Genomic DNA, 17,373 nt, shown 5'->3' with positions numbered 1-17,373 from the left:
GAAACCATCGTTCAGATGGACCAAAGGCCAATCATGCACTAACAATCAAATTGGACCACACAAGTGGGGCTGATCACTTCTTTTTCAGCTGATATCGGATGTCATCATGCAAATCTAAATCTAGTATCATGCGGCACCTTAAAAGCATCGCGTTTGGGTCAGAGAAAGCGCAACCAGTTACCGTTTTGATAAGCTTCTCCGAATCATCGAGTCAACAAAAATATTTTAGCAGAAACAGTGAGTTATATGCTAACATCGAGCTGTTAGCATTGGTGTTAGGTGGGCTGTTAGCGTTTTCAAGAAAAGTGTTGGGAAATCAATGTTACTGCCTTACAATATGCTGAAAGTTTCTAGTGTTGGCACAACATGTTGTGTGGCTCGGAAATTTCCGTGGAATTGGGAAAGGCGAGGATTGGCAGTAGCCGAAGAACCGAATTATTAACCCAAACAATATATTCTATTACCCGTTTCATCTAGCGAGCCGGTATCTACCACCCCGTCGAAGCTAGTCGGCCCGCCGCGCCAAGGCCCTGCATTCCACTTCTCTCTAAGATACTTCGTCCACGCCTCGCGATTGGATCCGTTGCCGGAACTCACTCTCGATTTCGAGTTGAGGTGGCTAAAAACAGAATGAGTTGGCAACCATTCATTGTCCGAGACGTCGAACCTGAAGTCGTCCGAGTGCATTTGTTTCCTAAGAATTCCGGCAATGTTGAAGTTAAAGTAATTGGCATCCCGCAAGAACAGATCGGACGCGTTGCAACACGCAGAAAAGTCGTTCTGCAGTAGCAATTCGTTTTCTGCGTAGCCAAAGACAAGCCCCTGCTGTTCAGCAACATTTTTTAAGCTGACGAGACGGGGTTTCTTGAATGTGATTGGTAGAATGAACTCCCGTCCCACCCGCGTCGCACCTTTCTCGTTATACAGGCGGCGAATTCCGGGCAATGTCTTCTGCAGCTTTGAAAAATTATGCGCCGCGGTCTCTACTGGAAGCTTCAAGTACTCGGCAGAAACGTGTTTGAAGCCATGGTTGGCGGCTTCAACGACCAGCCTTTCGGCGTCTTGCTCAAAATCTGGAATAATTGGTTGCAATCGCAGAGATACCGGCACGCCTTTCGCCGCAATCTTCATAGCGCAATTCATGCGATCGTTTACGGACGGCACGCCTGGTTCCAGACTTGATGTTAACTTATGGGCAACAGCTGCGACCGACACTCTGACATAGAAATTCCCCCGAGCTAAGACCGAAAGGTACTCATCATTGGCTAGGATCGTTCCCTTTGTGCTGATTATTGTAGGATAGTCAAAATCAGCCAACGTCTTCAAGGTTTCAAGCGAGATCGATTTCTTGCTCTCCGAAGGACCAAAGGGGTCATTCATTCCGCCAAATTGAAAGGGAATTCGTCTTTGGATGAACTCCTCGGTAGCACCCCGGGGCTCACCTTGCTCGGCACGTTGGAGCCGTTTCCTGAGCTGGACATTATTTATCGTCGTCGAGTTACTTACACCGAACGCCCCGCCACGGGCTTTCGAAAAGCAATACTGGCAGCCAAATTGGCAGTTGCTGTAAGAGTCCAAGCGCAATGGAACGCTGCAAAAGTGCATTTGGCTCGTCGGAGCCATGTAATATTTGTAAGATGTCACTCTAGTTCTGTGCCCGAAGTAGCGAAACTACAAACCAGATGTCCTGAAAAACAGTCCATAAGACCAAAGCGCACGCTAGGCCGAGAAGTCCCCATATGAATAAGCGCGTCTTGGTGCCGCTACTAGTCCATCGGCCAAAAATCTCCCAAAAAAGATCTCTTACCGTCCCATCTGGCGCGTCTTCCTTTATCGTAAGGTCATAATAATTCCCATTATGCAGGAACTGAAAGACTGTCCCCTCCTTAAACACTTGTGGTTTTTCTCGGAATCCCGAATTGTCGGTCGACTCTTTCGCATAGTTTTTTTCTACTACCCGGTCAGCGAGCTTTAGACGGCCGGCTTCGTGGATGGCGGTCCAACATCCAAAATACTCCCAAACGAGCCAACGCGGAGAGTGACCGCGCGCCTGATAGGCAGGGTAAGTAGGATATCGTTTTATGAACTGCGGACATCTCCATGCGTGGACTGCGAACGCAATCGCATAGGCTAGGGATGCTAGCCACAAAATCCACCAATCAAATGGCAACACGAAAATACGGGGATAGTTTTGAGTAAGGCTGGCGATCAAGGGGGCGGTGGCAAACCAGGTAATGAAGAACCGTGTAACAATGGGTTTAAAATAACCATCAAGGTTGTGCCAATGAGTTGGTTCACCTTTCAAGTTTTCCCACCATGTGGATTTTAGCATAAGTCACCTGCGTCGGCCTTGTGAATATTCTTGCTTTGTTCTCTCTATCTGACGAGCCACAGGGGGTCAACAAAACAGCATGATCCGGCCCAAGCCCCACTTTAGTCATGGATGAAACGATCAAGTGTGTCCTCCTCCAGACTATCGTCCTGATGGTTTGGCGCGACCCGCGGAAGATGGAGAAGCGTCAATTCTTGATCATATCTTTCGGATCGCTTGCACATCTCAACGAGAGGTTCTGGAAACCACACACCAGCGGGCTGCTCAATACCGTTCAAGGTCTCTTGACGGTAATCGCCGATAGCAGCAGTCGCCGCCTGTGGCAGTTCGTAAACGGTGTTACGCGTGCGGATGTAACGACCGGATTTCAATGCTGGCTTGCTGGTCTTTGCCCAATGTGCAAATCCCTCATTGCTCACCACAAGCAAAGCCCGCGTTTCAGTGTACTCTAGCCACCTCAAGGTAGCAGCTGTCAGCGAGACACCATAGCGATCGGCTATTTCCCCGAGATCTTCAAAATTTGGTGTAACCTTAGGAGGTATTTGCTTTCTGAAGTCATTGAGCGGCATTAGCAAATTGGCAGCGAATTCGTCTGCCTCCTGCTCGATGCCGGAACCATTTCGGCGCAGGACGCTGTCTTCGCTACAAAAAACGCCGCCATCATAGCCATCTTCACGATCTATCAGATCTCGATGAAGTACATAGTGCCCAAATTCATGCGCGATCGTATATGCTCGGCGACCTGGTGTCTGGTCATAGTGGTAGAGAATGCCCCATTGTCGCGGCCGATTTTCGCCATAAACGAGCGCGCCCATGCATCCAGGGATGTTTTTCTCAACAACTGCGTGAATAGGTGTGTCAGGAGCTGTCTGTGCCGAGTACTGTAATGCAAGCTCTTCAACCTGCACTGGACCACGATCAAACCGATCTTCGCCCAGCACTGCATCGAGCATGCGGGTAATCCGAAACGCCTCTTTCAGAGCAGGGGACGTAGCGACTCTTGCCATTCACTTCAAACCGGATTTCTTGCTTAAGATCTTCGCCATGTCACGCAATTGCTCCCGCGTCTCGGGAGGCAATTCAGTGTATTCTCTGAAGAAGGCCATATCTTCGGCATCAGCTCTAGTCTGCTGGTCAGTTCCAATAAGGTAGTCGACGGTAACTCCGAGAGCCTTAGCGATTCCCGACAGTTTTTCGGCGGACGGGCGTGGTGGGTTCTTGTTCTCCAACTCCCAGATGTAGCTTTTTGAACTACCAGTAGCGTCAGCTAGTTGGTCGAGGGTCATCTTCTTCTCAGTTCGCAATTCTTTGATTCGCTTACCAAAAATGGGTTTTGATGGCATTGCTTGATCCTGACGGCGAAAAAGTTCGGAGTAGCGGCACCATATCGCCCTTGACTCTGGATATCAAGGGAGCGATATGTTCGGAGTAGCGATATTAATAAGATGCCTTTCGCGAAATGAAGGAGGCGGTCATGAATGCACACTTTTCCGGCGATCTGCCGAAAGGAATACAAAAGATCACACAGTTGCCAGAAGACGACCTCGGTGAACTGTGGGAATCCATTCACGTTGAGGATGGCATCAAAGACCGCCTTCTTTCGCAGGCTGTTTTGAACTTCACTATGCGGCCCAAAGTGAAACGGTCGGTTTTGCCGCTTCATGGCGTTATTCTACTCGTCGGCCCACCTGGGACGGGCAAAACGTCACTTGCGAGAGGTTTGGCAAACCGGACCAGCAAAGCGTTCAAGGGCGCAAGCATGCAGCTTGTGGAAGTAGAGGCCCACGGCCTCACAAGTTCCGCGATGGGCAAGACGCAACGCGCAGTCTCCGACCTTTTCGCACAGACGCTGGCGGAGTTGGCTGGGAGTGGCCCGACGATTGTTCTCCTCGACGAAGTAGAAACGTTGGCAGTTGATCGTGCACGGTTGAGTTTAGATGCAAACCCGGTGGACATTCACCGCGCGACGGACGCGGTGCTTGTTCAGCTCGATCTCTTGGCGGAAAGCCACAAGAACTTGCTATTCATTGCAACAAGTAACTATCCGCAGGCGGTAGATGCTGCGTTCATCTCAAGATGTGATCTTGTTCTGGACGTTCCATTGCCGAACAAGACGGCTTGCAGCGAAATTCTTCGCCAATGCTTGATTGGCCTTGGCACGACCTACCCGGAGATCTCCAACCTCATTTCAAAATCTGGATTTGGCGCTTGCGCTGCAAGCTTTGTCGGGTTGGACGGAAGGACTATCCGTAAGACCGTGGCAAATGCCTTGGCTTCAAACACCCAAGTAGCACTAAGTCCTGGTTCGCTGACCCTTGATCATTTGATTCATGCGGCAAAGATCGCTCAATCCACGAAGACAGCGAAGGGGAATGCATAATGGCAACTGTCGCTCGAAGAACGTTTCGCAGCTCTCCATATCGCGATGCCCTGGACACCTGGCGCGCAATCACTGATCTTCTAACCGCGAACAACGTTGATGCGCGATACGCACTTGACGAAATTGCCGGGATCGCGAGCAGTGTGATCGCTGACAAAGCCAACGAGACGTCTCCAATTCTTGTATCCTGCGAGGGCCCTCAAACTCGGATCTACTGCCTGTTTGATGACGATGCCATCGACGGCTCCGACGCCAACGAAGATGTCTTGGGCTACGATCCCCTGAAAGGTGATTGGTCTATCTCCCTGCCTTGCGAAGCCGAAGATCTTGATTGGGTGCAATCAGCGCTCAAACAGAAAGGGGATCAGATAACCGCGCGGGACAAAGCTGAAACCAACAAACAAGAAGCATCCAATTCAGAACAAGATGATACTTTGGAACTTGATGTCGAGGGGTTCATGAACCCATGACCGCAGTCATAACATATTCCCGAACGCAATCGGTGACCTATGTTGCCGACAATATCCTAAAGAGTCTCAAGGACATAATACGCTTTAGCGGTATGGACCCGACCAATTTTGCTAACGATGCACAGATCAATATGCGAGGCATCAAGGCATGGTTGGAAAGCGAAGACCTCGAACAGATCGTCCTCGAAATTTTCGACCCGACCACAAACGAATTGATCCTCAGGTGGGACATCGAAGTCAGCTACTCTTGGTCAGCTGGTGACGGCAATTTTTGGACAGACACGGATCAGCTTCGGTGGGCTATCCGAAAGGCAGGCGTCGCCCCTTCAACAGCGAAGTATGACCTACTGCTGCGCACTAAACCTGGGCGCCCAAATGTGGAGGGCTGGTCGCCCGCCGTATCGCGTTCTACGCAAGGCATGCTGCGCCAGAGTCTTGGATCGACAGTCGAGCACAATGGTCTCGGAGCATCCGCGGCATACTGGAGGCAAGCATCATGATATCACTCCCCGATGCATTCAAGAAATTCAAAAGCCGTCTCGAGCTGAACGAAAAAGAGCGGAAGAACGCTTCGAAGCGCCAAACTGAGGTCAGAGAGCATCTTGATCAAGACTTTCAGATTGATCGCAGCTTCCTGACGGGCAGTTATGCACGCTGGACCAAATCCAAACCGCTGAAAGATGTCGATATTTTCTTTGTCTTGGGCAAGGACGAAGAACACTATCGAAACAAGCACCCAGATGAGGTTTTGACGGCGTTCTACAACAGCCTCGTTGATGCCTACGGTGATGAAGCTGTAACTAAACAAGGCCGTTCAGTTGGGGTTGATTTTGGTATCGTCGTGGATAGCGCTGACAACACAGACTACCGAGTTGTTAGCGTTGATGCTGTCCCTGCCTTCGTAAAGGGCGACAACTATGAGATTCCCAACAATACAACCGGGAAATGGATGGGAACAAACCCCGAAATTCATGCTGCCGAGGCAGTTGCGGCGCATCAAGCCTACGGAAATGAGTGGAAGGGTCTGGTGCGCATGGTCAAGTACTGGAACCAAAATCCGCGTCATGGAGAAAAACCGATCAAGCCCTCTTTCTTGATTGAAGTCATGGCTATGCAGTGCCTTTACGGTGGTTGGGGTGGCGCTCATGACCGGGAAATCCAGGCTTTTTTTGCGACATTGCGCGACCGCATCCATGAAGATTGGCCTGATCCGGCTGGACTTGGTGGGCTGGTGAGTGATCGTATGGATAGCGCAATGATCGCTCGAGCGCAGTTAATTCTAGACCAAGCCAACCGAGACATTGCCTCCGCTATCAATCTGTCACGACAAGGAAAAAACGGAGAGGCGCTGTCGGCTTGGCGCAGCTTCTTCGGTCCAAAATTTCCGCTCTCTTGAAGGGGATCAAAGATGTCTGAATGGTCGCTATCTCACCTGCTCGCAAACTTGCATGAAGACATTCAGGCGCGGCTGGCGATCGCTCGCTCTAGTTTTAAGCATCCCGGAACGAAAGGTGATGCTAGCGAGAACGTTTGGCTTAGTCTTCTTCAAACCTATCTGCCTGAACGTTATCAGGTGGAGAAAGCCCATGCTGTCGATAGCATGGGTAGGTTCAGCGATCAGCTCGACATTGTAGTGTTTGACCGGCAGTACTCCCCTTTCATATTTAACTACGAAGATCAGTTGATCATTCCGGCCGAAAGCATCTACGCGGTTTTTGAAGCCAAACAATCGATTAACGCTGACCAGGTTTCCTACGCTCAAAATAAGGTTGCCAGTGTTCGCCGCCTTCACCGGACAAGCCTCCCAATTCCACACGCGGGTGGAACATTTCCCGCAAAGCTACCAATACCAATCTTGGGTGGCATTCTTGCCCTAGAAAGCGATTGGAGCCCGGCACTCGGGAAATCGTTCGAGAAAGCCCTCGACGCTGGTGCAGGCGACCAGCGATTGAACATTGGTTGTGTGGCCGCACATGGCCACTTCCAATATGAGGAGGGGAAGGCGAGTTATTCAATGCATGAAGAGGCAAAAGCTGCTACGGCATTCCTTTTTGCACTAATCGCCCGTCTTCAGTTCAGCGGAACAGTTCCGATGATCGACATCAATGCGTATGGAGATTGGCTTCTAAAAGATTAGCATCTTAGCGCTCGCAGTTATCACGCGCGTCACGTATGTTAGCTTCCGGCTCTTCGTGTTTTAATGTCGTACCAGCTTCGTGCGTTTTTCTGGCACCGCGAGAGCAGCCTAGTGACCTTAACAGTATGCTTGCTGAGCCGATCTGGTGGCGTAGATTGTTTTGAGCCTTCCGCAATGAAGAGCCTTTTCGTTTCACTGAAGACCGGATGGAACCGATGGCAAACCAATCAAAGTAACAAGCCAGGTCCGCACTTGTTTGTGGAACTTCCAAATCAATTCCTAACTGCCAGGCTTCGTGGTAAGAGCCAATCACACCAGAATCTGAAGCAATTCATCGATGAGCAGAGAAAGCAAATTCTTAAGCCTGGTGCTTCGGCACAAACCTGAAGAAATCGGTCTTCAGCTTGATAGGCATGGGTGGGTTCGTGTTGATGAACTATTGCGAAAGCTGAAGAAAGCTAACCGCAAGTTAAGCCGCGACGAACTCATTCAGCTTGTCGAAAATAACGATAAGAAGCGCTTCACTTTGTCTGAGGATGGCTTGCGGATCAGAGCAGCTCAAGGTCATTCCATTGACGTGGACCTTGGCCTAGCGGCGCAGCGGCCACCAGACGAACTCTACCATGGCACGGCCAGTGCAAATTTGGATGCGATTTTCTCAGACGGATTAAACCCAGGGCGTCGTCACCAAGTTCACCTCTCAATGGATCCTGCCACAGCTGAACGTGTCGGCCAACGGCACGGAAAACCAGTTGTTTTACGTATCGAGGCACATCGAATGTTCGAGGACGGTTTTGAATTTTTCCGTGCCGACAACGGTGTTTGGCTCACCGACAAAGTGCCAGCAGTCTATTTGGGATTCGGGCAAACTGCATAAAAAATAGCGCAGCAAGCAAATGGACAGCTATGAATGCTGTTCTTTGTCTAAGCAGTATTGAAGTGCTTAAATCTACGACGCGTGTAAGGTCCGCGATGCGCAGAACCTATTGATCGCCGCTCAAAAGCGACAAACTCCTGTCAAAAGAGACAAACTTCGTGTCATCTTTCATTGAAAAAAGTGGTGAGCCGTGCAGGATTCGAACCTGCGACCCACTGATTAAAAGTCAGTTGCTCTACCAACTGAGCTAACGGCCCACTCTTTTATTGGATCTTCTCGATCCGTGGCGCTCTTTACGGCAATTTCCCAACCGGGTTCAAGCCCTTAATTTGCGCCTCGTTTCGCTGAAACAACCTGTGTTTCCGGCGACCCGATAGGCGGCCTACTTAGGCAGGTGGCGCAGGGGGGTCAACCCCTTTTTTCACGATTCGACGCGACAGGGTGGATTCATGTTCCGACCGACGCTATATCGCCGCCATGCAACAGAAACTCGATACCGGATTGCCCTTTGTTAAGATGCATGGGCTGGGAAATGACTTCGTCGTCGTTGACGCGCGTATGCAGGATGTTTCGATTACCCCGGCTCTGGCCCGAGGAATCGGGCATCGGCATTTTGGTGTGGGATTCGATCAGCTGGCCGTAATCGAAAACGGTGCGGCGGACGCGCATCTGGTGTTTTACAATTCGGATGGATCAACTTCGGCGGCGTGTGGCAACGCCACAAGATGCATCGCACGAATGTTGATGGATGAGACGGGCAAAACCCAGCTGACGTTGACAACCGAACGTGGAACACTTTTTGCGCAGGACGCAGGTGATGGGCTGACCTCGGTCAATATGGGTCTTCCTCAGTTGGAATGGCACGAAATTCCGCTGGCTGAAGAGATGGACACGCTGGAACTGCCCATCGAGGGAACCCCGATAGCGACGGGTATGGGCAATCCGCACTGCACGTTCTTTGTTGAAAACGCCGAGGCGATTCCCTTGGCCGAGTTCGGCGCGCGCTATGAACACCATCCTTTGTATCCCGAGCGCACCAATGTGCAGGTGGCTCAGGTTGTGGGTCCGGATCACATCCGCATGCGGGTGTGGGAACGGGGCGTGGGCATCACCCTGGCATCAGGGTCGTCATCCTGTGCAACCGCGGTGGCTGCGGCGCGGCGTGGGCTGACGGGGCGAAAGGTGCAGATTGATCTGGATGGGGGAACCCTGTGGGTTGACTGGCGCGAGGATGGTGTCTGGATGACCGGGTCAACCTGTCACGTCTTCTCGGGCACGTTGTCGCCCGAGTTCTTAGGGACGCTGGGATGAACCCGCCTAAATTCACCACATTGGGTTGCCGCCTGAACGCCTATGAAACCGAGGCGATGAAAGAGCTGTCGCAACAAGCCGGACTGACGGATGCCGTGGTGATAAACACCTGTGCCGTCACAGCTGAGGCTGTGCGCAAAGCGCGACAGGAGATCCGGAAACTGCGTCGTGAAAATCCGAACGCCCGGCTGATTGTTACCGGGTGCGCCGCCCAGACAGAACCCGACACCTTCGCGCAGATGGCCGAGGTCGATGCGGTGATCGGCAACACGGAAAAGATGCGACCAGAAACCTGGAAAGGCATGGCCGCCGACTTTATCGGCGAGACCGAGGCCGTTCAGGTCGATGACATTATGTCTGTCACCGAAACGGCCGGGCACCTGATCGACGGGTTTGGCACACGCTCACGCGCTTATGTGCAGGTTCAGAACGGCTGCGATCACCGCTGTACCTTTTGCATCATTCCCTATGGCCGGGGCAATTCCCGCAGCGTGCCTGCCGGTGTTGTGGTGGATCAGATCAAGCGGCTGGTGGATCGGGGCTATCATGAGGTGGTGCTGACTGGCGTCGACCTGACCTCATGGGGGGCCGATCTGCCTGCACAGCCCAAACTGGGCGATCTGGTGATGCGCATCCTGAAGCTGGTGCCGGATTTGGCCCGTCTGCGGATCAGTTCGATCGACTCGATCGAAGTGGACGAGAATCTGATGCAGGCCATCGCAACCGAACCACGCCTGATGCCGCATCTGCACCTGTCGCTTCAGCATGGCGACGATCTGATCCTGAAGCGCATGAAACGCCGCCACCTGCGCGACGATGCCATTCGGTTTACCGAAGAGGCTCGGAAACTGCGCCCCGACATGACCTTTGGTGCCGACATCATCGCAGGTTTTCCGACCGAGACCGAAGCGCATTTCGAGAACTCGCTGAAACTGGTTACCGATTGCGATCTGACCTGGCTGCATGTTTTCCCATATTCGAAACGCGAAGGTACTCCAGCGGCTCGTATCCCGCAGCAGGTGAACGGCAATGTAATCAAGGATCGCGCCGCCCGTCTGCGTGCGGCTGGGGACGTTCAGGTCAGGAAACACCTGTCAGATCAGGTCGGTAAAACCCACCGGATCCTGATGGAGAACCCGCATATGGGGCGGACGGAACAATTCACCGAGGTTTCGTTCAATGCACCTCAGCCCGAAGGTCAGATCGTAACCGCCCGAGCCATTGGGGCGAATGATCACAGTTTGGTTGTCTGAAGGTCCGCAGCCTCGCCATCTGCGACAAGCAATTCTTCCATGAATACGCTTATCAGCTGCGCACGCCCGTCAACCCCGGCTTTGGCATAGATCGAGGCGGTCTGCGCGCGCACGGTTCCTACGGCCCGCCCCCGGATGCGCGCGATGTTTTCGTTATCCAGCCCTTTCAGAACCAATAGACCCACATCACGCTCGGCGGTGGTAAGTCCCCAACGGTCGAAGAAAGTGTTGATGACGACGCTCATTTCACCCTGCGCGGCCTGTAGGCCAAGCTTGGTCTGTTCCACCCTTGCCAGCAGGCGTCGAAGTTCAATCATGAAAAAAACAACTCCGGCAAGCAGAACAAATGCGACAAAAGCCTCAAGACTTACATGGGAAGGCCCCTCACCTTCCTTCAAATCCAGAGCAACGTCGCCAAGGTAAAACACCACGCAAAGTACCTGAACAACGATCATTATCGACATAAGTACAGCCCGGTGAGCGTCTGCATCGCCGGGCCGCCAATGGCTGCTGATCCATTTGATCATTTGGTTGACCAATCCTCAGGTATATTCTTCCGCCCTGTTATCATAGCTTTTGCTAAAGCGACACCTGTTCGCCTCTGATCAATGACAACCCCGGCAACATGCAGCAGAACAGACAGCATCAGCCAGTTGAAGGCCAGTTCGTGCAGGTCTTCGACCCATTCGATGCCAAAGAACCGAACCGTCCCCATCATGAACCCTGTCACACACAAAGCCAGCAGTGTCGCCCAGAGGTTATAGACCATTAGGGCCCCCAAAGGGTTGTGTGAAAGGTGCACGCTTTGGTCACCCCGCCCCATGTCGCGCAGGTGGTTGAGTGCCGAACGGGGGCTGAAAGGGAAGGCTGCAAACCTGGCAAAAGCCGGACCCGTTAACCCCCAGAGCAACCGCAACAAGACCAAAGCCAGCACGACATAGCCCACATATTCGTGGAACGCGCCCTCGGGATTGGATATCGCCGCATTGATCAGAACGCACAAGGCTACGACCCAGTGAACCAGCCGGACCAAAGGATCCCAGACCTGAACTTCGTGGGCGCCTGTGCGCCCACGATGCATCAATTCTGTTTCGGACATTCTGGTTACTGATCCTCAATCTTGACGACTTTGCCGCTTGCGGGGTCGACGTAAACCTCGGCCAGTTTACCATCCCTGACGACATAGGCTTCGATCTTGCCGTCTTCCGCCTCGATTTTGCGGACATCGAATCCCATGCCTGTCAGCGTTTGCCGAATTTCGGCTTCGGACTTTCCAAGCTCGGCATCGGGTGCGAGATCCAGTGCCAATACCGGCGTTGCAAATAGAATTGAGGCAAAAAGAATAGGAAGTTTCATTGTCGTGACTCCGTGTTTCAGACAAACGGCAGTTGATCAGCCGTTGTGGCTGATGTGCGCCTGTGAAGCTGTCCAATCCATTGACCCGGCGCTTATTTCGGTCAAATAAGCGCGCGCTGATGGAGGCTTGGAAAAAGGAAACCCCCGCAACCTGACGGCGCGGGGGCTGATTTAGTAAAATCCGGTAGGACGGATCGGATCAATCTTCCTTGCGGAGTTTGCCCTTGTGCGGTGCCCAGAGGCGCTTGTTGACCAGGTACAGCAGCACCGACAGAACGGTCAGGAAGATGACACCGACAAAGCCTGCGTTCTTGCGGTCTGTCAGCTTTGGCTCGGCCGCCCACATCAGGAATGCGGCAACGTCCTCGGCCATATGCTCAACCGTGTTCGAGTGCCCGTCCGCGAACTCGACCTGCTCGTCAGCCAGCGGAGGCGCCATCGAAATCCAGCCGCCGGGGAAGGCGGTGTTTTCGTAGAGCACTGCACCCGCTTCTTCTTTTTCGTGGCCAGTGTAGCCGTGTAGCAGCGAGGCGATGTATTCCGGGCCACCCATGCCTTTGACCAGCTGGTTTATGCCCAGGCCGTAAGGCCCGTGGAAGCCAGCCCGCGCCTTTGCCATCAAGCTCAGGTCCGGAGCGCCGACGCCGGTATTGGCCGGGAAGTGATCGGTGGGGATCGCCGGGCGGAAATCGTCCAGCTCGGGGTCGAAGACTTCGAAGTTGCCAGCAGCGTATGCGATGACTTCTTCTTCCGAGTAACCCAACGCTTCCAGGTCACGAAGCGGCACGTATTGCAGACCGTGGCAAGCCGCGCAGACCTCGGTATAGATCTGCAGGCCGCGTTGCAGCTGATGCTGATCCCAGGTGCCGAACGGGCCTTCGAACGAGAAGGCGAAATCTTCGATATGCTGCTCACCACCACCTGCTGCAATGGATGCAGCAGGGGTCAGGGCCAGAGCAAGCGCGGCGCCGATTGCAAGTTTCTTGAACATGTTTCCGGTCCCTCTTCTTACTCGGCCGGCGTGGCGTCGGCGTCAGCCTTGCCATAATGCGCGTTGAAGTCTTCTTCGATGGTCTCGGGCTGGGCCAGAGGTTTCTCGATCACACCAAGGATCGGCAGGATCACGAAGAAATAGGCGAACCAGTAGGCCGATGCGATCAGCGAGAAGGTCGCATAGGGTTCTTCCGCAGGCTTCGCACCCAGCCACATCAGGGCGAAGAAGTCGATGATCAGCAGGTAGAACCACCATTTCAACATCGGACGGTACTTGCCCGAACGCACGCTCGACGTGTCCAGCCAGGGCGCCAGCGCCATGGCCAGGATCGCACCAAACATCGCCAGAACACCGAAGAACTTGGCGTCAACGATACCACCGGTGATGAAGCTGGCAAACTGAACAACCCAGACTTCACCGGTAAAGGCACGCAGGATCGCGTAGAACGGCAGGAAGTACCATTCAGGCACGATATGTGCGGGTGTCGCCAGCGGGTTGGCTTCGATGTAGTTGTCCGGGTGGCCCAGATAGTTCGGCATGAAACCGACAACGGCCCAGAACACGACCAGGATTACGGCCAGCGCGAACAGGTCCTTGATCACGAAATACGGCCAGAACGGCAGCGTGTCTTTCTTCGCCTCGTCCTTCGAGCCGCGACGCACTTCAACACCTGTGGGGTTGTTGTTGCCCGTGGTGTGGAAGGCCCAGATGTGTACCACGACCAAAGCCGCGATGATGAACGGCAGCAGGTAATGCAGCGAGAAGAAGCGGTTCAGCGTGGCGTTGTCCACCGCGGGTCCGCCCAGCAGCCAGGTCTGGATCGCGTCACCCACAAACGGAATGGCACCAAACAGACCGGTGATCACAGTCGCACCCCAGAAGGACATCTGACCCCATGGAAGAACATAGCCCATGAAGGCGGTGCCCATCATCATCAGGTAGATCAGCATGCCGACGATCCACGTGATCTCGCGCGGGGCTTTGTATGAGCCATAGAACAAGCCGCGGAAGATGTGGATGTAGACCGCAACAAAGAACAGCGATGCGCCATTCATGTGCAGGTAGCGGATGAAGTAGCCGCCATTTACGTTGCGCATGATGTGTTCGATGCTGGCAAATGCCAGATCAACATGCGGCGTATAGTGCATCACCAGAATGATACCGGTGACAATTTGCAGCGCCAGGCAGAACGCCAGAACGATGCCCCAGATCCACCACCAGTTCAGGTTCTTGGGGGTCGGGATCATGAGGGTGTCATACAGCAGGCCAACAATCGGCAGGCGGCTGTTCAGCCATTTCTCGCCGTTTGTCTTCGGCTCGTAATGATCGTGGGGAATTCCGGACATAAGTTTGGGTCTCCCTTAGCCGAGTTTGATTGTGCCGTTGTCCACCCACTCTGCGGGCGGAATGGGCAGGTTCTCAGGCGCGGGGCCTTTGCGGATACGACCGGCAAGGTCGTAGTGTGAACCGTGGCAAGGGCAGAACCAGCCACCGAAGTCGCCTGCATCACCCAAAGGCACACAGCCGAGGTGGGTGCAAACACCCATCTGGACGACCCATGCACCCGGCGCTTCGCCTTCCGGCGACGGCATCACACGGTTTGCGTCGGTCGCAGGGGCATCGGCGCTCAGGTTAAAGTTGCGGGCCAGCGGATCGGGCAGCGCATCAACACCTTCGGCGTCCTGTTTCTGAGCTTCCTGAATCTCGGCACCGGTGCGGTGACGGACAAAGACGGGTTTTCCCAACCATTTGACGGTCAGCTGCGTACCCGGCTCAACACCGCTCACATCCACACGGATCGAGGACAGCGCCTGAACGTCTGCCGATGGGTTCATTTGGTTGATCAGGGGCCATACGGCTGCACCCGTTGCAACGACACCTGCGCCGCCAGCGACGTAGTACAGGAAATCTCTGCGGGTGCCTTCGTGGTCTTCTGCGTGGGACACGAGGTTATCTCCGATTGTCTGGCGCCCGCGGACGGGCAAATAGCTCGCGCACCGCACGAATGCGGTGTCTTAACCGCGCTTACTATCGGGGAGAATAGTGTTCGTCCAGCGTTCATAAACGCGCAATACGCCGCATGTGTCGTTTCCAGCAGCTGCGGAGAGTGTTTTTTGGTGAATCTCACGTGCGACTTTGTCGGCAACTTCGATTCATGCGTCATTGATTCGCTTTCGCACCCCGCCTTCCGCCACCCGGGTTGGGTATTTGAAGCCTGTCCTGGGTACCGCTGATTTGCGCCCAAAAGGTACATAATCAAGACTTCGAAACGGGGATTGTTTTCAGCAAAAACATACTCGCTAAATAGATGATTTAAATTACAAATTGCACGCGCCTCACCTGTTGCACTTTCCGCGCGAATAAAGGACAGCGCAAAAGGCGTGCGAACTCCTGCAAGGAGACCCCAATGTCAAAGATCATTCTGGCCGCTGCCTTGTGCACATTGGCCCTGCCCTCTCAGACCCTTGCCGCGGGCGACCCCGCGAAAGGTGAGGCAATATATAACCGTTGTTCTTCGTGTCATGCGATCATCAAGGATGGAGAAGTTCTGGTCAAAGGTGGAATCACCGGCCCGAATCTGTATGGCGTCGTCGGTCGCGTGGCCGGGTCCGAAAACGATTACCGCTATGGCAGCGAGCGCCTGCCGATCGGCATGTTCACGGATGACATGATCCGTGCCGGCGAAGCGGGTCTGGTCTGGACCGAGGAAAACATCGTTGCTTATGCGCAGGATCCGATCGGCTTCATCAAGGAATTTCTGGATGACGAAACTGCCCGTCCGAACATGAGCGTCAAACTCAAGACCGGTGCAGACGATATTGCCGCTTATCTGGCGACCTTCAGCCCCCAGTAAACCCGGTGCCTGATGCTGGTTAAGCCTTGTGCATCAAGGCGGCCAGCCGGGCGATTTCACTGCCAAAGCCAGAGGACACCTGATCAGCGGCAGCATTTCGCGCACCTTCGGGTTTGTTTTGACCAAGCTTCCAAGTGCCCTGAATATCTTCAACCTGCATGCGGCACGGAACGATCATGCGCATCATCTTGTTCAGCGCGTCCGAGGACATTTTTGCCGTGACCCATGGGGCCTTGGGCAGCAGCCGCTTTTCGTAAAATGCAGATTGGCGGTCAAGTACGTCACGCAACTCGTCCTGCGGGCGTAGCTCAAGCTTCCCGATCAGGTGTACGGCGACATAATTCCATGTCGGAACCTGATCTTCGACACCGTACCAATCGGGCGAAATATATGCATCCGGCCCCTGCACCGCGATCTTTGCGCGCTGCGGTTCGTGCAGCGCACGCACGATAGGGTTCGAGCGCACAAGATGCAGGTCAGCCATTGATCCGTCTTCGGACAACAAAAACGGGACATGACTTAATAACGGGCCCTCTTCCGCAGAGAGTGCCAGAACGCCAAACGCCCGGTCGCGGGCGAATTCAACATGACGCGCACGATCCTCGGCGCGAAAAACGGGGTTAGGGTGCATGAGTGTCCTCCTGTCAAATCTCTTGCAGCGTCGGACAGTTCTTGGCAAGGTCCGCCTCGTTCTCAGGGCGGGGTGGAATTCCCCACCGGCGGTATGCGGGCCACGACCCGTAAGCCCGCGAGCGGCCCCGGCTTTCGGGGTGTCAGCAGATCTGGTGAGATACCAGAGCCGACGGTCAAAGTCCGGATGAAAGAGAACGTGCAAGCCGCGCCGGTAATACGGCGCGCCTGCTCGTGATCGCCTTGGGTGACGTGTCATGCCGGGCTGGCAGAGAAAAGTAGGAACCGGTTCTCGCGACTGCCAGCAGGCCACCAAACTGAAAGGAGATCATGATGACACACACCCGCTATGCTTTTGTCAAAGCCAACTGGCATTCCGATATTGTTGACCGCGCGCTCGACGGCTTCCTCGAACTCGTCCCCTCGGAACAAGTCGATGTCTACGACGTTCCCGGCGCGTTCGAGATGCCCCTGCTGGCCCGTGATCTGGCCCGGACCGGGCGCTATGCCGCCGTCGCCTGCGCAGCCTTTGTCGTTGATGGCGGCATCTACAGGCACGATTTCGTTGCGCAGGCCGTGGTCGATGGCCTGATGCGCGCCGGGCTTGATACAGGGGTTCCTGTCCTTTCGGTCTCGCTGACCCCGCACCAATATCAGGAAACTGATCATCACAATGCGATCTACCGCGACCATTTCGTACAAAAAGGGCGCGAAGCGGCTCAGGCCGCGCTGATGATCTCGGAAACCCGTGCGAAAGTCGCGCAGGCCGCCTGATCTTC

At 54.1% G+C, this 17,373-nt stretch carries 21 protein-coding genes, 1 tRNA gene and 1 riboswitch; of the genes, 10 read left to right on the top strand and 12 right to left on the bottom strand.

From position 1 onward, the window contains the following. Positions 1 to 438 precede the first annotated feature (438 nt). The 4 genes from AC2FPW_RS19150 to AC2FPW_RS19135 form a co-directional block, all read right to left on the bottom strand. Complete coding sequence (locus AC2FPW_RS19150; protein WP_496814970.1) at positions 439 to 1,644, bottom strand: radical SAM family protein; 1,206 nt, start codon at positions 1,642 to 1,644, stop codon at positions 439 to 441. Between the two features lies 1 nt (position 1,645). Beyond that, positions 1,646 to 2,332: a hypothetical protein gene (locus AC2FPW_RS19145; RefSeq protein ID WP_496814969.1), complete on the bottom strand. Its 687-nt coding sequence runs from the start codon at positions 2,330 to 2,332 to the stop codon at positions 1,646 to 1,648. 101 nt (positions 2,333 to 2,433) lie between these two features. Beyond that, the gene (locus tag AC2FPW_RS19140) at positions 2,434 to 3,285 is read right to left on the bottom strand and encodes an ImmA/IrrE family metallo-endopeptidase (protein ID WP_496814968.1); all 852 of its coding nucleotides are present in this window, start codon (positions 3,283 to 3,285) and stop codon (positions 2,434 to 2,436) included. Between the two features lie 54 nt (positions 3,286 to 3,339). Next, on the bottom strand, positions 3,340 to 3,675 hold the full coding sequence (locus AC2FPW_RS19135; RefSeq protein WP_496814967.1) for a helix-turn-helix domain-containing protein: 336 nt from the start codon (positions 3,673 to 3,675) through the stop codon (positions 3,340 to 3,342). Between the two features lie 131 nt (positions 3,676 to 3,806). Between AC2FPW_RS19135 and AC2FPW_RS19130 the strand changes: the two genes are divergently transcribed. The 6 genes from AC2FPW_RS19130 to AC2FPW_RS19105 all read left to right on the top strand — a co-directional run bounded on the left by AC2FPW_RS19130 (position 3,807) and on the right by AC2FPW_RS19105 (position 8,196). Further along, positions 3,807 to 4,712 (top strand): AAA family ATPase, encoded by a 906-nt coding sequence (locus tag AC2FPW_RS19130; protein WP_496814966.1) that lies wholly within the window; start codon positions 3,807 to 3,809, stop codon positions 4,710 to 4,712. Next, the gene (locus tag AC2FPW_RS19125; RefSeq protein WP_496814965.1) at positions 4,712 to 5,182 is read left to right on the top strand and encodes a CBASS system Cap8 protein; all 471 of its coding nucleotides are present in this window, start codon (positions 4,712 to 4,714) and stop codon (positions 5,180 to 5,182) included. The genes AC2FPW_RS19130 and AC2FPW_RS19125 overlap by 1 nt, the downstream gene beginning before the upstream one ends. After that, a complete protein-coding gene (locus tag AC2FPW_RS19120) occupies positions 5,179 to 5,682 on the top strand; it encodes an HORMA domain containing protein (protein WP_496814964.1) in 504 nt (167 codons plus the stop codon). Before AC2FPW_RS19125 ends, AC2FPW_RS19120 begins: the two co-directional genes overlap by 4 nt. After that, positions 5,679 to 6,578, top strand: a complete 900-nt coding sequence (locus AC2FPW_RS19115) for a CBASS oligonucleotide cyclase (RefSeq protein WP_496814963.1) — start codon at positions 5,679 to 5,681, stop codon at positions 6,576 to 6,578. Before AC2FPW_RS19120 ends, AC2FPW_RS19115 begins: the two co-directional genes overlap by 4 nt. 12 nt (positions 6,579 to 6,590) lie before the next feature. Continuing rightward, positions 6,591 to 7,319, top strand: a complete 729-nt coding sequence (locus AC2FPW_RS19110) for a DUF6602 domain-containing protein (RefSeq protein ID WP_496814962.1) — start codon at positions 6,591 to 6,593, stop codon at positions 7,317 to 7,319. A gap of 337 nt (positions 7,320 to 7,656) precedes the next feature. Further along, positions 7,657 to 8,196, top strand: coding sequence for an RNA 2'-phosphotransferase (locus tag AC2FPW_RS19105; protein ID WP_496814961.1), 540 nt, complete (start codon positions 7,657 to 7,659; stop codon positions 8,194 to 8,196). Between the two features lie 181 nt (positions 8,197 to 8,377). On the opposite strand, the gene AC2FPW_RS19100 is transcribed toward AC2FPW_RS19105, so the two are convergent. Next, positions 8,378 to 8,453, bottom strand: a tRNA-Lys gene (locus tag AC2FPW_RS19100). Positions 8,454 to 8,673: 220 nt separating this feature from the next. Here AC2FPW_RS19100 and dapF point away from each other — a divergent pair. Together dapF and mtaB are read left to right on the top strand one after the other, a co-directional pair. Then, positions 8,674 to 9,507, top strand: a complete 834-nt coding sequence (dapF, locus tag AC2FPW_RS19095; RefSeq protein ID WP_496814960.1) for a diaminopimelate epimerase — start codon at positions 8,674 to 8,676, stop codon at positions 9,505 to 9,507. Beyond that, on the top strand, positions 9,504 to 10,760 hold the full coding sequence (gene mtaB, locus AC2FPW_RS19090) for a tRNA (N(6)-L-threonylcarbamoyladenosine(37)-C(2))-methylthiotransferase MtaB (protein WP_496814959.1): 1,257 nt from the start codon (positions 9,504 to 9,506) through the stop codon (positions 10,758 to 10,760). The genes dapF and mtaB overlap by 4 nt, the downstream gene beginning before the upstream one ends. Here the strand turns inward: mtaB and AC2FPW_RS19085 are convergent. The 6 genes from AC2FPW_RS19085 to petA all read right to left on the bottom strand — a co-directional run bounded on the left by AC2FPW_RS19085 (position 10,742) and on the right by petA (position 15,056). Beyond that, complete coding sequence (locus AC2FPW_RS19085) at positions 10,742 to 11,287, bottom strand: helix-turn-helix transcriptional regulator (RefSeq protein WP_480487822.1); 546 nt, start codon at positions 11,285 to 11,287, stop codon at positions 10,742 to 10,744. The two genes, mtaB and AC2FPW_RS19085, sit on opposite strands and share 19 nt — an antisense overlap. Beyond that, complete coding sequence (locus AC2FPW_RS19080; protein WP_480474557.1) at positions 11,284 to 11,859, bottom strand: cytochrome b/b6 domain-containing protein; 576 nt, start codon at positions 11,857 to 11,859, stop codon at positions 11,284 to 11,286. Before AC2FPW_RS19080 ends, AC2FPW_RS19085 begins: the two co-directional genes overlap by 4 nt. Before the next feature lie 5 nt (positions 11,860 to 11,864). Then, a complete protein-coding gene (locus AC2FPW_RS19075; RefSeq protein ID WP_496814958.1) occupies positions 11,865 to 12,116 on the bottom strand; it encodes a PepSY domain-containing protein in 252 nt (83 codons plus the stop codon). A 199-nt stretch (positions 12,117 to 12,315) separates the two neighbouring features. Next, entirely contained in the window at positions 12,316 to 13,107 is a 792-nt protein-coding gene (locus AC2FPW_RS19070) for a cytochrome c1 (RefSeq protein WP_480898853.1), read from the bottom strand. A gap of 17 nt (positions 13,108 to 13,124) precedes the next feature. Next, positions 13,125 to 14,456 (bottom strand): cytochrome b, encoded by a 1,332-nt coding sequence (petB, locus tag AC2FPW_RS19065; protein ID WP_496814957.1) that lies wholly within the window; start codon positions 14,454 to 14,456, stop codon positions 13,125 to 13,127. Positions 14,457 to 14,471: 15 nt separating this feature from the next. Then, complete coding sequence (gene petA, locus AC2FPW_RS19060; RefSeq protein ID WP_267363183.1) at positions 14,472 to 15,056, bottom strand: ubiquinol-cytochrome c reductase iron-sulfur subunit; 585 nt, start codon at positions 15,054 to 15,056, stop codon at positions 14,472 to 14,474. Positions 15,057 to 15,517: 461 nt separating this feature from the next. Between petA and AC2FPW_RS19055 the strand changes: the two genes are divergently transcribed. Then, positions 15,518 to 15,964: a c-type cytochrome gene (locus AC2FPW_RS19055; protein WP_267363181.1), complete on the top strand. Its 447-nt coding sequence runs from the start codon at positions 15,518 to 15,520 to the stop codon at positions 15,962 to 15,964. A gap of 19 nt (positions 15,965 to 15,983) precedes the next feature. Here AC2FPW_RS19055 and AC2FPW_RS19050 read toward each other — a convergent pair whose 3' ends face one another. Then, positions 15,984 to 16,595 (bottom strand): FMN-binding negative transcriptional regulator, encoded by a 612-nt coding sequence (locus AC2FPW_RS19050; RefSeq protein WP_496814956.1) that lies wholly within the window; start codon positions 16,593 to 16,595, stop codon positions 15,984 to 15,986. A 54-nt stretch (positions 16,596 to 16,649) separates the two neighbouring features. Further along, positions 16,650 to 16,797, top strand: a riboswitch (FMN riboswitch). Positions 16,798 to 16,927: 130 nt separating this feature from the next. Here AC2FPW_RS19050 and AC2FPW_RS19045 point away from each other — a divergent pair. Then, positions 16,928 to 17,368, top strand: coding sequence for a 6,7-dimethyl-8-ribityllumazine synthase (locus tag AC2FPW_RS19045; RefSeq protein ID WP_480494934.1), 441 nt, complete (start codon positions 16,928 to 16,930; stop codon positions 17,366 to 17,368). Positions 17,369 to 17,373: the final 5 nt, after the last annotated feature.

The sequence above is a fragment of the Ruegeria sp. SATB027 genome, assembly GCF_059613825.1.
Note: the sequence above shows the minus strand (reverse complement) of the source record. Positions and strands in the feature narration are given on the sequence as shown.